The following is a 14,206-nucleotide window of genomic DNA, read 5'->3' as shown; positions in this document are numbered from 1 at the left end:
GCGGACACCGGCGAAAAGGCACGACCATGAAGCTCTCCCTCGTCGTCCCCTGCTACAACGAAGAGGACGTCATAAGCCGCTTCGATGCCCGGGTCCGCTCGGTTCTCGACGGGCTCGCCGTCGACTACGAGCTGTGCTACGTGGACGACGGCAGCGCCGACGGCACCCTGCCCCGGCTGCGCGGCCTCGCCCAGCGGCACCCCGCCACCACCCGGTATCTCTCCTTCAGCCGGAACTTCGGCAAGGAGCCCGCCATACTGGCCGGCCTCCGGGAGGCCACCGGCGACGCGGTGATCATCATGGACGCGGACCTCCAGCATCCGCCCGAGCTGATCGAGAAGATGCTCGACCTCTACCACCTCGGCCACGACCAGGTCATCGCCCGCCGCAGCCGGGACGGCGACGGGCGGCTGCGGACCGCGCTCAGCCGCCTCTACTACCGGGCCGTCAACACCTGGGTAGACGTCGAACTCACCGACGGTGTGGGCGACTTCCGGCTGCTGTCGCGCACCGCCGTCGACGCGCTGGTCTCGCTGCCGGAGTACAACCGCTTCTCCAAGGGCCTGTTCTCGTGGATCGGCTTCGACACCGTCACCTTCGACTACCGCAACGCCGCCCGGGAGGCCGGGCAGACCAAATGGCGGCTGCGCACCCTGGTCAACTACGGCATCGACGGCATGATCTCGTTCAACTGCCGCCCGCTGCGCGCGGCCATCTACGCCGGGCTGAGCCTGGCCTCGCTCGCCGCGCTCTACACCCTGTGGGTGATCGGCTCCGCCGCCGTAGGAGGCATCACGGCGCCGGGCTATGTGACGCTGGTGGCCATCATCGTGGGCCTGGGCGGACTCCAGATGGTGATGCTCGGGCTGATCGGCGAGTACATCGGGCGGATCTACTACGAGGCCAAGCGGCGGCCGCACTTCCTGGTCAAGGAAGCCGTCCGGCCCGTCAGGGACGCCGTCCGGACGGCCAAGGAGGGCGGCGGAGCGGCCAAAGAGGCCAACGGGCCGGCCACGGAGGCCACCATCCCCGCCGCCCCTTCCCGGGCCGGCTGATGCCACCACGCGCCAGGCGCCTGCTGCCGTCGCTCCCCGACCGGGGCCAGCTCCTCCGCTTCACCGTCGTCGGCGGGGTCAACACCGCGACCTTCTACGCCTGTTATCTGCCGCTGCACCGCGTCCTGCCGTACTTCGCGGCCTTCACCCTCGGCTTCCTGACCGCGATGACCTGCTCGTTCTTCCTGAACACCTACGTCACCTACCGCACCCGGCCGACCTGGAAGAAGTTCCTGCTCTTCCCGCTGACCCAGGTCACCGCCTATGTGGTCCAGAGCGTGGGGCTGGTGGTGCTGGTGAGCTGGTGCGGGGTCAACAGCAAGGTGGCGCCGCTGGCGGCCGCCGTGGTGGGGATCCCGTTCACCTTCCTGGTTTCCCGGCGGATTCTGCTCCCGGGCCGCCGCGCCCGTCAGAGCGCACGGTCCCGCCCCCGCGAACCGGCCTGAGCCGGCGGCGGTGGCCCCGCCGGCCGCCAGGCCCCGAACGGCGCGTCCGCACCCGCCGCCCGCTGCCGGACCGTATACAGCCGGCCGTCGTTGCCCAGCGCCACCACCACCGCCCGGCCCGCCGCGTCCGGCGCGGCCCCGGCCGCCGCCGAATGCGGCACCCGTCCCGTCCACCAGGGCCCCGGGGCGCCCTGCACGCCGGCCACCCGGACGTGCCCCGCATCGTCCCGTACCGCCAGCACCATCCCGTCGCCGGAACCGGCCGGCGCCGCGGCCACCCGTCCGTAGCCGCCCACCGGCGCGCACTGCGCCGCCACCCGCCAGCTGCCGATCCGCCCCTGCCGCTCGGCGATCAGCACCTGGGCGGTGCCCGCCCGGCGGAAGAGCGCGCGCACCGCGCCGTCCTCCAGGGGCACCAGGCTCACCGGCCCGGCCGCCTCCGGCAGCCCGGTGGCCGCGGCCGGGCGCGGCGGCCGTCCGGGCTCGCGGGACACCCAGTGGTGTACGGTCCGGCCGCTCGGCGCGACCACATGGATCCGGCCCTCGGAGTCCACACAGGCATCGATGCCGTCGACCAGGTCCGGCGCCGACTTCAGCCGCCCCGCCTGGCCCTCCAGCCGCCGCCACGCCGTCCACCGCCCCCCGTGCGGGGCGCTGCGGTGGGCGAGGCCCCCGTCCCAGGTCCGTACGAAGACATGGACCGCGCCGTCCGGGGTGGCCACCGCCGCCGGGAAGCCGGTCTCCAGCGAGCGGACGGGGTCGTGGTCCGGGGAGCCCAGCGGCTGCCACCGGGCGAAGAGGGGCTCGCCGGTGGGGGCGGTGCCGGTCTGGACGGCCGTCATCAGCTCGCGGCGGTGGGCCCGGCCAGCGTCCGGCAGGACCGTGCGGACGGCGAACAGCCGGAGGCCGCCGCGGGGGAGCCGTACAGCATGGATCTGGCTGTCCAGCAGGTCGCGCAGGTCGCCGCCGAGCGGCTGGGGGCCGGTGAAGCGGCCGCCGCCCGGGCGGGTCTCGGTCCAGCAGTAGGCGCGGCCGCCCAGGACCGCGAAGGCGGCGAGCCGGCCGTCGGCCGTCGGCCGGATCCAGGCGTTGGAGCCGGGCGCGCGCAGCCGGGTGCTGCGGGTCCAGTTCCGGGAGCCGCCGCTGTAGGCCCTGCCGCCCACCTTGCGGTCGCCGCAGCCCGCCGGATCGCCGCAGCGGCGGCCGTCGGCCCAGCCGTAGACGGCCAGCACCCGGCCCTTGCGGCGGGCCGTGCGGTTGTCGAGGTTGTTGGGCAGTACACCGAGTTCGTAACCCAGGTAGCTCTCCAGGACCGGCGGGCGGCCGCGCTCGCTCCCCCTGTAGGCGGCCAGCGCCGCCAGGGCGAAGTAGGCGGAGGCGGTGTGGTCCTGGTGGTCGTAGTAGCGCGCTCCGGCGAGCCGGGGGTCCGCGGCGGACTGCCGGTCCGGGGAGCAGTGCGCGGCATCGGGGTCCAGGGTGCGCACCACGGTGGGCCGCACCCGTTCGAGGAGCGCCACCAGGGTGGCGATGAGCTGGTCGCGGGTGTAGCGGTGGACGGCCGGTACGGGGGTGCGGGCGGGGCGCAGGGTGGGGAGGGTGTCCGCGACGCCGAGCCACAGGCCGCGCAGGCTGGTGGCGCGGGGCGCCGAGACCGTACGGGCCTCGACCAGTTCCAGGAAGACCAGCTGGTTGTGCGGGGCCGCGCGCAGCGTGTGCAGCTCCGCCTGGAAGCCGGGCAGGAGGGACAGCGCCTCCAGGTCCCAGGGGCTGCGCGCGTCCCCGGTGGCCATCAGGGCGTGCGCGGCGCGCAGGCCGTTGGTGCGGGCGCGGGCGAAGTCGGCCCGGTTGCGCGGGACGGGGTCGGGGGTGCCCGGGGCGGCGTTGCGCCCGTCGGACTCGCCGCCGGTCAGGCAGACGGTCACCGAGCGGGCGCCGCTGCGGATGCCCTGTTCCAGGTTCGGGTTCATGAAGTAGAGGGCATCGTCCGCATGCGCCACGACGTGCAGAAACGACTGGTTCCGGGCGTCCGCCAGGGGCGGCCCGGACCCGGCGAGCTCTTCCGTACGGGTGAACGGCTCCCCGGGGGCGAGCCGTGCCCAGAACCCGGCGCCGGCCAGGGCCGCCAGCGCGCCACCGCCGGTCGCACGGAGCAGCCGGCGGCGGGTCACGAGTGAGGTGCGACGCTCGGCCAATCGGAATCTCCTCTGCGGCCCATTTGAAGGTAGAGGGCCAAATCCAGTATTTGGTTGCCTCCCGGGTCCCGCCCGTCCGAAAAGTCTCCGCTTTTACCCGGCCGTGACGCGCTCCACAGAACTTTCAGGTTACGAAGACCAACCTTTTTGGGTGAACGCGAGTCGGATGACGGACAATGGGAGCCGCCCTTTCGGGCTTTTTTGCGTTCTGTGCACAGATCGTCACGAGGAGTAGTACCGCATGTCGGAGATGGTCCGCGACGCCGCACCCCGCTTCAGCGTCATCGTCCCCTGCTTCAGAGTCCAGGGGTTTCTGCGCGAATGCCTGGACTCGGTGCTGGCGCAGGATTTCACGGACTTCGAAGTGATCGCGGTCGATGACTGCTCCCCCGATGCCAGTGGCGCGATCCTGGACGAGTACGCCGCCGACGACGACCGCGTACAGGTCCTGCACCTGCCGGAGAACGTCGGTCTGGGCCTGGCCCGTAACGCCGGTCTGGAGAAGGTCACCGGCGACTACGTGCTCTTCCTGGACAGCGACGACACCCTCGTGCCGGGCGCGCTCAGCGCGCTGGCCGAGCGGCTGGCCGCCACCGAGGACCCCGAGATCCTGATCTTCGATTACGCGCGGACCTACTGGGACGGCTCGGCCCGGCGCAATGCGCTCGCCGAACTCCTCGACGAATCCGGCGCCCCCGCGTTCTCCCTCGCCGAGCGCCCGCAAATCCTTGATCTCCTCCAGATCGTCTGGAACAAGGCGTACCGCCGCGACTTCATCGAGGAACACGGCTTCGAATTCCCGGTGGGCTATTACGAGGACGCGCCCTGGACGTTCTGCACGCTGATCACCGCGCAGCGGATCGCCGTTCTCGACCGGGTCTGCCTGCACTACCGCCAGCGCCGTCAGGGCGGCAACATCCTGCGCACCACCAGCCGTAAGCACTTCGATGTCTTCGACCAGTACGGCCGGGTCTTCGCCTATCTCGACGCGCACCCGGAGCTCTCGCGCTGGCGCCCGCAGATGTTCCGCAAGATGATCGACCACTATCTGACCATCCTGGACAAGCCGGGCCGGCTGCCGCAGAACGCCACCGCGGAGTTCTTCCACCGCGCCGCCCGCGACTACCGCATGCGCGTACCGTCCGGTTTCGTGCGTCCCGCGGGCGTCACCGGCGGCAAGTACGCGCTGCTCGCCAAGGACGCCTACCCGGCGCTGGCCGGCCTCAAGGTCGCCGGCAAGGTGCAGCGCACGGTCCGCAAGCACGCGGGCAAGCGGGTCAAGCAGGCCAAGAAGAAGGCCATGGACCTGCGTTACCAGGCGCTGCTGCGGCAGCCGCTGGACGAGAACCTCGCGGTCTACTCCGCGTACTGGAACCGCACGCCCGCCTGCAACCCCCTCGCGATCTACGAGAAGGCCAAGGAGCTGGCGCCGCAGGTGCACGGCGTATGGGTGGTCAAGGAGAACATGGCCGACCAGGTCCCGGCCGGTATCGACCATGTGGTGCTGAACTCGCCGCGCTACTGGGAGGTCGTGGCGCGCGCCAAGTACCTGGTCAACAACGTCAACTTCGCCGACGGCGTGGTCAAGCGGGAGGGTCAGATCCACGTCCAGACCCACCACGGCACTCCGCTGAAGTCGATGGGCACCGACCAGAAGCGCTACCCCGCCGCCGCCAAGGGCATGAGCTTCCGCAAGCTGCTCGCCCGCGCCGACCGCTGGGACTTCTCGCTCTCCTCCAACCAGCACACCACCGAGCAGTGGGAGCGCGTCTACCCCTGCAACTTCACCTCGCTGGACGCCGGTTACCCCCGTAACGACATCTACTACCGGGCCACCGCCGACGACGTACTGGAGATCCGCGAGCGGCTGGGCATCGCCCCCGACAAGACCGCCGTCCTCTACGCGCCGACCATGCGCGACTACCAGGTCGGCTACGTCCCCCGCCTCGACCTGGAGAAGATCTCCCGCGAGCTGGGCGAGAACGTCGTGCTGCTGGTGCGCACCCACTACTTCTACGACCAGGACCCGGGCCTCCAGAAGCTCCAGGAGCGCGGCGCGCTGATCGACGTCTCCGGGCACCCGGTCGTCGAGGAGCTGTGCCTGGCCGCCGACGCACTGGTCACGGACTACTCGTCGATCATGTTCGACTTCGCCAACCTCGACCGGCCGATCATCAACTACGCCGACGACTGGGACACCTACGTCCGCTCCCGCGGCGTCACCTTCGACCTGCTCTCGGGCAAGCCGGGCGACACCCCGGGCGTGATCGCCACCACCGAGGACGAGCTGATCGAGGCGTTCCGCAGCGGGCGCTGGGACGACGAGAAGGCCACCGGGCTGCGCGCCGCGTTCCGTGCCCGCTTCTGCCAGTGGGACGACGGGCACGCCGCCGAGCGCGTGGTGCGCCAGGTCTTCCTCGGTCAGGAGGCCGCGCCCGCGCCGCAGCCGCTGGAGGAGCGGACCGTGGCCCCCCGCCCGCGTGCCGCGGCCGCCGCGGCGGGCCTGGTCAAGCTGCCCGCACCGCGCAAGGCCGGGGACGACCGGGTGCCGGGCACGGACGCCGACGATGCCTCCGGTGTCGAACTGGCGGGCTGACGGCGGCAGCTGAACGCCTTACGGGCCCGCCCCCGGTCGGAATGCGACCGGGGGCGGGCCCGTATCCGTGGGTGCCGGTCCCTCACTCCGCGCCGAGCGCCGCCGCGACCGACTGCGCCAGTGCGTCCAGATAACCCGCGGGCAGATCGTCGCGGACCACCACCAGCCGCCAGTACAGCGGCCCGGTCAGCAGGTCCAGCGCCAGTTTGCCGTCGACGCCCGCCGGGATCTCCCCGCGTTCGACGGCCCGCTCCACCATCGCGGCGGCCATGCTCTGCTGGCTTTCGTGCAGTGCTGTCCTGAGCGCCTCGGCCAGCTCCGGGCTGCGGGCGGCCTCGGCCAGCAGGTCCGGGATGATCTGCGAGGCCATCGGATGCCGCAGCGCACGGGCCGCGACCTCCAGCAGCAGCCGTACGTCGCCGCGCAGCGACCCGGTGTCCGGCGACGGCAGTCCGGCGACGGCCACCGCCGAGACCACGTCCAGCACGAGATGCAGCTTGGAACGCCACCGCCGGTAGACCGCGGTTTTGCCCACGCCCGCGCGCCGCGCGATGCCCTCGATACTCATTCGGGCGAACCCGACCGCCGCCAGTTCCTCGAAGACCGCGGCGCGGATCGCCGCCGTCTTGTCCTCCCGCAGTACGGCGGCTCCCGCCGGGGTGCGGCGCGCCGCACCCGACCCCGTCGTACCGCCCTCGCGTGCCCCGTTCTTTGCCATGGCTTGAGCATAGCGTCACGACGCTACGGTTGCGTTTCGACGTGAGCTCCCTTTAGTCTCGGCAGCGTCGCGACGATACGGACCCGTTCCGTCGTCCGGCTCCCGTTCCGCCGCCCTGGACGCAACGAAAGCGGCCCCCATGCCCCAGACTCTCGCTCCCCCGACCACGGACCCGGCCCCGGCCCCGGTGAGTGCCGGGCGCCTCGCGCCCGATCCCACGCTGCGCGCCCTGGCCGAGACCCATGGCCTCAAGGTGAGCGGCGCCCGGCCCTCGCTGCCCGCGTACATCGGCCGGCTGTGGCAGCGTCGGCACTTCATCACGTCGTTCGCCACGGCCCGGGTTGTCGCGCAGTACACCACCGCCAAACTCGGCCAGATCTGGCAGGTACTGACCCCGCTGCTCAACGCGGCCGTCTACTACTTGATCTTCGGTGTGCTGCTCGACACGAAGAAGAGCATCCCCGACTACATCCCGTTCCTGGTGACCGGTGTCTTCATCTTCACCTTCACCCAGAACTCGGTCCTGACCGGCACCCGGGCGATCTCCGGCAACCTCGGCCTGGTGCGCGCGCTGCACTTCCCGCGCGCCTGCCTGCCCATCTCGATCTGCCTGGCGCAGCTCCAGCAACTGCTGTACTCCATGGGCGCGCTGGTGGTCATCCTGCTGTGCTTCGGGCAGACGCCGACCTGGTCGTGGCTGCTGGCCTTCCCGGCACTGGCGTTGCAGTTCCTCTTCAACATGGGCATGTCGTTGGTCATGGCGCGCCTCGGCTCCCGCACCCCGGACCTGGCGCAGCTGATGCCGTTCATCATGCGCACCTGGATGTACGCCTCCGGCGTGATGTTCAGCATCAGCCGGATCCTGGTGGGCAAGCACCTCCCGCAGATCGTGGTGGTCCTGCTCAACGGCAACCCGGCCGCGGTCTACATCGACCTGATGCGCTTCGCGCTGATCGACAGCTTCACCCACAAGCAACTGCCGCCGCACGTCTGGGCGTTCGCAGCCGGGTGGGCGCTGGTGGCCGGCGTCGCGGGCTTCGTGTACTTCTGGAAGGCAGAGGAGCGGTACGGACGTGGCTGAGCAGACCGATGACCTGCGGCAGACCCGGGCCGCCGAGGACCGTATCCCGACCGTGATCGCGGACGATCTGCACATCGTCTACCGGGTGTACGGCACGGGCGCGGGCAAGGGCAGCGCCACCGCGGCCCTCAACCGCATCGTCCGCCGCAAGCCGTCGACGGGCGTACGCGAGGTGCACGCCGTCAAGGGCGTCTCCTTCACCGCCTACCGCGGCGAGTCGATCGGCCTGATCGGGTCCAACGGTTCGGGCAAGTCGACGCTGCTCAAGGCGGTCGCCGGCCTGCTGCCCGCCGAGCGCGGCCATGTCTACACCCAGGGCCAGCCCTCGCTTCTGGGCGTCAATGCCGCGCTGATGAACGACCTGACCGGTGAGAAGAACGTCCTGCTCGGCGGCCTGGCGATGGGCATGAGCCGGGAGGAGGTCCGCGAACGCCGCGACGGCATCGTCGACTTCTCCGGCATCAACGAGAAGGGCGACTTCATCTCCCTGCCGATGCGGACGTACTCCTCCGGTATGGCCGCCCGCCTGCGCTTCTCCATCGCGGCGGCCAAGGACCACGACGTGCTGATGATCGACGAGGCGCTGGCCACCGGCGACCGCGCCTTCCAGAAGCGCTCCGAGGAACGCATCCGCGAGCTGCGCAAGGAGGCCGGCACGGTCTTCCTGGTCAGCCACAACAACAAGTCCATCCGCGACACCTGCGATCGCGTGCTGTGGCTGGAGCGGGGCGAGCTGATCATGGACGGCCCCACCGAGGAGGTCGTCACCGCGTACGAGGAACACCGCTAGGCACCCCGGGCGGGCGGCGCCGTACGGGAACGGGGACGGCCCCGGAGCAGTGCGCTCCGGGGCCGTCCCCGTTCCCGTTGCCGGGCCTCAGCTGTGCGTGCGCAGCAGCGTGCGCATCGTCCGCATGGCGACCGACAGGTTGGCCAGGTCGAAGCCCTCCGACCCGTGGATCTCCTCCAGCGTGGCGCGGGCGCGGCCCAGGATGGCGCCGTTGGCTTCCTCCCATGCCTTGAAGCGCTGCTCGGGCGTGCCGGAGCCGTTGCCGGCCGCCAGGACGTCGCTGGTCAGCGCCGCATGCGCGGCGAACAGGTCCTCGCGGATGGAGGCGCGGGCCATCGACTGCCAGCGGTCGGCCCGCGGCAGCTCCAGGATGCGGTCCAGGAGCTGGTTGATCCGCAGCCGGTCGCCCAGGTCGTAGTAGACCTCCGCGACCTCCAGCGGCTCCTTGCCGCTGCGGTCCGCGATGGCGACGATGTCCAGCGCCGGGAAGACCGAGGAGAAGCCGGCCACCTGGACGGCGAGCGCCTCGGGCACCCCGCTGCCGGTCAGCTCCTCCAGGATCCTCTGGTGCCATTCGGCGTCGCTGCCCTGGAGCAGCTTGGGCAGCTCCGCCCAGACCTGGGCGACCCGGTCGCCGAAGAAGTCGATGGTGCCCGACAGCTCCAGCGGCTGCGGCCGGTTGTTGAGCAGCCAGCGGGTGCCGCGCTCGACCAGCCGCCGCGAGTGCAGCCGGATGCGGGTCTGCACATCGGCCGCGACGACGGTGTCGAGCGCCTCGACGTCGTCCCAGACATGGCCCAGCCGGAAGATCGCGCGGGCCGCGGTGTGCGCCCGTACGACCTCTTCGAGCGAGGCGCCGGTCTCCTCGCGCATACGGTGCAGGAAGCTCGTACCGCCGGTGTTGACGGTGTCGTTGACCATCACCGTCGTCACGATCTCCCGGCGCAGCGCATGCCCGTCGACCTGCTCGGCGAAGCGGTCGTAGAGCGCCGAGGGGAAGTAGGCGTGCAGCAGCCGCTGGAGGTAGGGGTCGTCCGGCAGCGGCGTCTGGATCAGGGCATCGGCCACCGTGATCTTGGTGTACGCCAGCAGCACCGCGGTCTCGGGCTGCGTCAGACCGCGCCCGGCGGTGAGCCGCTCGCGGATCTGCCGGTCGGTGGGCAGGAACTCCAGCGCCCGGTCGAGATCGCCGTCGCGCACCAGGCGGCGCATGAAGCGCTGCTGGGCGTGCAGCATGCTGGAGGACTGGGCCTGGGCCAGTGCGAGGGCGGTGTTCTGCGCGTAGTTGTTGCGCAGCACCAGCGCGCCGACCTCGTCGGTCATCTCGGCGAGCAGCTTGTTGCGCTGCTTGACCGTCATATCGCCGTTGGCGACCACGGCGTTCAGCAGGATCTTGATGTTCACCTCGTGGTCGGAGGTGTCCACACCGGCGCTGTTGTCGATCGCATCGGTGTTGATCTTGCCGCCGGCCATGGCGAACTCGATCCGGCCCAGCTGGGTCAGGCCCAGGTTGCCGCCCTCGCCGACGACCTTGACCCGCAGGTCCTCGCCGTTGACGCGGATGGCGTCGTTGGACTTGTCGCCGACATCGGTGTGGGTCTCCACCGAGGACTTCACATAGGTGCCGATGCCGCCGTTCCACAGCAGATCGACCGGGGCCTTGAGGATGGCCTGCATCAGATCGGCCGGCGTCATCTTCTTCACGCCGGACTCGATGCCGAGCGCGGCCCGCACCTGCGCGTTGACCGGGATGGACTTGGCCGACCGGGGGTGGATGCCGCCGCCCGGGGAGAGCAGCTCGGTGTTGTAGTCCGCCCAGGAGGAGCGCGGCAGCTCGAAGAGGCGGCGGCGCTCGGCGTACGAGGTCGCCGCGTCCGGGTTGGGGTCGAGGAAGATGTGCCGGTGGTCGAACGCGGCCACCAGCCGGATGTGCTCGCTGAGCAGCATGCCGTTGCCGAAGACGTCACCGGACATGTCGCCGACGCCGACCGCGGTGAAGTCCTGGGTCTGGGTGTCGTGGCCCAGCTCGCGGAAGTGGCGCTTGACCGACTCCCAGGCGCCGCGGGCGGTGATGCCCATGCCCTTGTGGTCGTAGCCGGCGCTGCCGCCGGAGGCGAAGGCGTCACCCAGCCAGAAGCCGTACGACTCGGCGACCTCGTTGGCGATGTCCGAGAACGTCGCGGTGCCCTTGTCGGCCGCGACCACCAGGTAGGTGTCGTCCTCGTCGTGGCGCACGACGTTCTTCGGCGGCACGACCTCGCCGCCGACCAGGTTGTCGGTGATGTCGAGCAGACCGGAGATGAAGGTCTTGTAGCAGGCGATGCCCTCGACCAGCCAGGCGTCGCGGTCCGCCGACGGGTCCGGCAGCTGCTTGCCGACGAAGCCGCCCTTGGCACCGACCGGCACGATGACGGTGTTCTTGACCATCTGCGCCTTGACCAGGCCGAGGATCTCCGTACGGAAGTCCTCCCGGCGGTCCGACCAGCGCAGACCACCGCGGGCGACCTTGCCGAAGCGCAGGTGGACGCCCTCCACGCGGGGCGAGTACACCCAGATCTCGTACGCCGGGCGGGGCGCCGGCAGATCGGGGATCGCCTGCGGGTCGAGCTTCATGGACAGGTAGGCGTGCGCATTGCCGTGGCTGTCGCGCTGGTAGTGGTTGGTGCGCAGGGTCGCCTTGATGACGGTGAGGAAGGAGCGCAGGATGCGGTCCTCGTCCAGGGAGGCGACCAGGTCGAGCGCGGCCTCCAGCTCCTCCAGCAGCGCATCGGTCAGCTCCGTGCCGGCCCGCTGGCGCTCCGGGGCCATCCGCGCCTCGAAGAGCGAGACCAGCAGCCGGGTGGTGTGGACGTTGTTGGAGAGGGTGTCCTCCATGTACGTCTGGCTGAAGGTGGCGCCGGCCTGCCGCAGGTACTTGGCGTAGGCGCGCAGCACCATCGCCTGGCGCCAGTTGAGGCCGGCCTGGAGCACCAGCTTGTTGAAGTTGTCGCTCTCGGCGGCGCCCGTCCACACCGCGGTGAAGGCTTCCTGGAAGCGCTCACGGGCGTCGTCGCCGGAGACGTGCTCGGGCAGCCGCAGACCGAAGTCGTAGATCCACGCGACGGTGCCGTCGGCGCGGCGCAGCTCGTGCGGGCGCTCGTCGATGACCTCGACGCCCAGGCGGTTCAGGCCCGGCAGCACCCGCGACAGCGAGACCGGCTCGCCGGTGCGGTAGATCTTGAAGCGTCGCTCACCGGGGCCCGCACCGACCGGCTCGTAGAGGCTGACGGAGAAGTCGTTGCCCACCTCGCCGGTGAGCTTCTCCAGGTGCTGGAGGTCGGCGACCGCGCTGCGCGGGGAGTTGTCGGCCTTGTAGCCCTCCGGGAAGGCCTGGCTGTAGCGGCGCAGCAGCTCGGCGGCGCGCTCCTCACCGCATTCGGCGGTCAGCGCCTCGGCGAAGCCGTCGGCCCAGGAGCGGGCGGCCTCCACCAGGCGGCCTTCGATACGGTCCACATCCGCGTCGGTGAGGTCGGGCAGGGAGGCGCCCGGCTCCACCCGGATCACGAAGTGCAGCCGGGAGAGCACCGATTCGGTGTTCCAGGCCGTGAAGTCGACGCTGGTGCCGCCGAGCTCCTCCTTGAGGATGTCGATCAGCCGCAGCCGGACGCCGGTGGTGTAGCGGTCGCGCGAGAGGTAGACCAGCGCGGAGTAGTAGCGGCCGTACTCGTCCTGGCGCAGGTACAGGCGCAGCCGGCGGCGCTCTTGCAGGTAGAGGACGCTGGTGGCGATGGCCCGGAGCTGGTCGACCGGGGTCTGGAACAGCTCGTCGCGCGGGTAGGTCTCCAGGATCTGGAGCAGGTCGCGGCCGTCGTGGCTGTCCGGGGTGAAGCCGGCGCCCTCCAGGACCTCGGTGACCTTGCGGCGGATGACCGGGACCCGGCGGACGGACTCGGTGTAGGCAGCCGACGAGAACAGGCCCAGGAAGCGCCGCTCACCGACGACGTTCCCGTCCTTGTCGAACTTCTTGACGCCGACGTAGTCCAGGTACGAGGGGCGGTGCACGGTGGCGCGGCTGTTGGCCTTGGTCAGGATCAGCAGCTTGTGCTCGCGGGCCTTGGCGCGGGCGTCGGCGGGCAGCCGGTTGAAGGACGGCGAGACGGGGTGGCCGGCGTCGCTCTCGCGGTGCGGCGGGTCGGAGCGCAGAACGCCCAGGCCCGTACCGGGCACGGCGGTCAGCACATCCTCCTCGACGCCGCCCTCACCGGGCGCGGAGGCCAGCTCGTACTCGCGGTAGCCGATGAAGGTGAAGTGGTCGTCGGACAGCCAGCGCAGCAGCTCGCGGGCCTCGGCGATCTCCTCGTCGCGCAGATCGTCGGCGAGCGGCTCGCCGGGCAGCTCCTCGGCCATGCGCAGCGCGCCGGCACGCATCTTGTCCCAGTCCTCGACGGCCTCGCGGACATCGGACAGCACCCGCAGCAGATCGGCGGTGATCTGCTTGAGGTCGTCGCGGTCGGTCTCGCGGTCGATCTCGACGTGGATCCAGGACTCGGTCACCGCATCGTGCGGCAGCGCGGCGGCCTTGCCGTTGCCGTTGGGGTGCGGCTCGCCGTTGCAGTCGAGGACCTCGATCAGCTTGCCCGCGACGTCGCGGCGGACGGTGACCTGGGGGTGGATGACGACATGGATGCCGCGGCCCTGGCGCGAGAGCTCATTGGTGACCGAGTCGACCAGGAAGGGCATGTCGTCGGTGACCACCTCGACGACGGAGTGGCTGCACGTCCAGCCGTTCTCCTCGACGGTCGGGGTGTGCACCCGGACGTTCGCGGTGCCCTGGGGGCGCGTCTCGGCGAGACGGTAGTGGGAGAGCGCGGCGCCGAAGACGTCGACCGGGTCGCGGTCGGTGAGGTCCTCGGGGGCGGTGTGCAGGTAGTAGCGCTGGAGATATCCCGTGAGGGTCTCCGGGTCGAGTCCGCGTACCGGGAGGCGTCCCCCGGCCGGACTGTTTTCAGCGACCCGGGCGGCCCTGGCGAGCAGCTCGGTCTTGGCTTCGTCCAGCTTGGTCTGCATGTCCTCTGGCTCCTGTCGCGCGCCGTTGCGTGACGTTGTGGAAGAACGTGGTGGATGCCGCACAACGCCGCCACGACACGGGGTGTCCTGTCGACGTCGACGCTATGCCGCGGTGAGGGAGGGCCGTGCCGTGTTCGACGAGTGGTGACACAGTCGACACGGGGATGTAGCCGCAAAGACCAGCGACCGCCCGGTCACGGTGGTGTCCCGGGCGCACGGCGGGGGCCTCGATGCCCCCGCGGGTTATCGCGCTGATCACGCTGCAAGGCTATCGCTCTCGGC

General features: G+C 70.8%; 8 protein-coding genes. 5 read left to right on the top strand and 3 right to left on the bottom strand.

The annotated features are described in order from the left end of the window. Positions 1–26 precede the first annotated feature (26 nt). A complete protein-coding gene (locus SNA_RS05070) occupies positions 27–1,055 on the top strand; it encodes a glycosyltransferase family 2 protein (RefSeq protein ID WP_078969693.1) in 1,029 nt (342 codons plus the stop codon). Continuing rightward, positions 1,055–1,501 carry a GtrA family protein gene (locus SNA_RS05065; RefSeq protein WP_044363492.1) on the top strand — a complete coding sequence of 149 codons (447 nt, stop codon included), beginning with the start codon at positions 1,055–1,057 and terminating at the stop codon, positions 1,499–1,501. The genes SNA_RS05070 and SNA_RS05065 overlap by 1 nt, the downstream gene beginning before the upstream one ends. Here SNA_RS05065 and SNA_RS05060 read toward each other — a convergent pair. Then, on the bottom strand, positions 1,465–3,693 hold the full coding sequence (locus SNA_RS05060; protein WP_241779548.1) for a PIG-L family deacetylase: 2,229 nt from the start codon (positions 3,691–3,693) through the stop codon (positions 1,465–1,467). The genes SNA_RS05065 and SNA_RS05060 overlap by 37 nt on opposite strands. Positions 3,694–3,934: 241 nt before the next feature. On the opposite strand from SNA_RS05060, the gene SNA_RS05055 reads away from it, so the two are divergent. Beyond that, entirely contained in the window at positions 3,935–6,289 is a 2,355-nt protein-coding gene (locus SNA_RS05055) for a bifunctional glycosyltransferase/CDP-glycerol:glycerophosphate glycerophosphotransferase (protein ID WP_044363487.1), read from the top strand. 82 nt (positions 6,290–6,371) lie between these two features. On the opposite strand, the gene SNA_RS05050 is transcribed toward SNA_RS05055, so the two are convergent. Beyond that, positions 6,372–7,007, bottom strand: coding sequence for a TetR/AcrR family transcriptional regulator (locus SNA_RS05050; protein ID WP_044363484.1), 636 nt, complete (start codon positions 7,005–7,007; stop codon positions 6,372–6,374). Between the two features lie 139 nt (positions 7,008–7,146). Between SNA_RS05050 and SNA_RS05045 the strand changes: the two genes are divergently transcribed. Together SNA_RS05045 and SNA_RS05040 are read left to right on the top strand one after the other, a co-directional pair. Further along, positions 7,147–8,088 carry an ABC transporter permease gene (locus tag SNA_RS05045; protein ID WP_030073735.1) on the top strand — a complete coding sequence of 314 codons (942 nt, stop codon included), beginning with the start codon at positions 7,147–7,149 and terminating at the stop codon, positions 8,086–8,088. Then, complete coding sequence (locus tag SNA_RS05040) at positions 8,081–8,878, top strand: ABC transporter ATP-binding protein (protein WP_044363483.1); 798 nt, start codon at positions 8,081–8,083, stop codon at positions 8,876–8,878. Before SNA_RS05045 ends, SNA_RS05040 begins: the two co-directional genes overlap by 8 nt. 87 nt (positions 8,879–8,965) lie before the next feature. On the opposite strand, the gene SNA_RS05035 is transcribed toward SNA_RS05040, so the two are convergent. Continuing rightward, positions 8,966–13,924, bottom strand: coding sequence for an NAD-glutamate dehydrogenase (locus SNA_RS05035; protein WP_044363481.1), 4,959 nt, complete (start codon positions 13,922–13,924; stop codon positions 8,966–8,968). Positions 13,925–14,206: the final 282 nt, after the last annotated feature.

This window comes from Streptomyces natalensis ATCC 27448, assembly GCF_000935125.1.
GTDB lineage: Bacteria > Actinomycetota > Actinomycetes > Streptomycetales > Streptomycetaceae > Streptomyces > Streptomyces natalensis.
The sequence above is the reverse complement of the archived record's forward strand: the minus strand, read 5'-3'. Positions and strand labels throughout refer to the sequence as shown.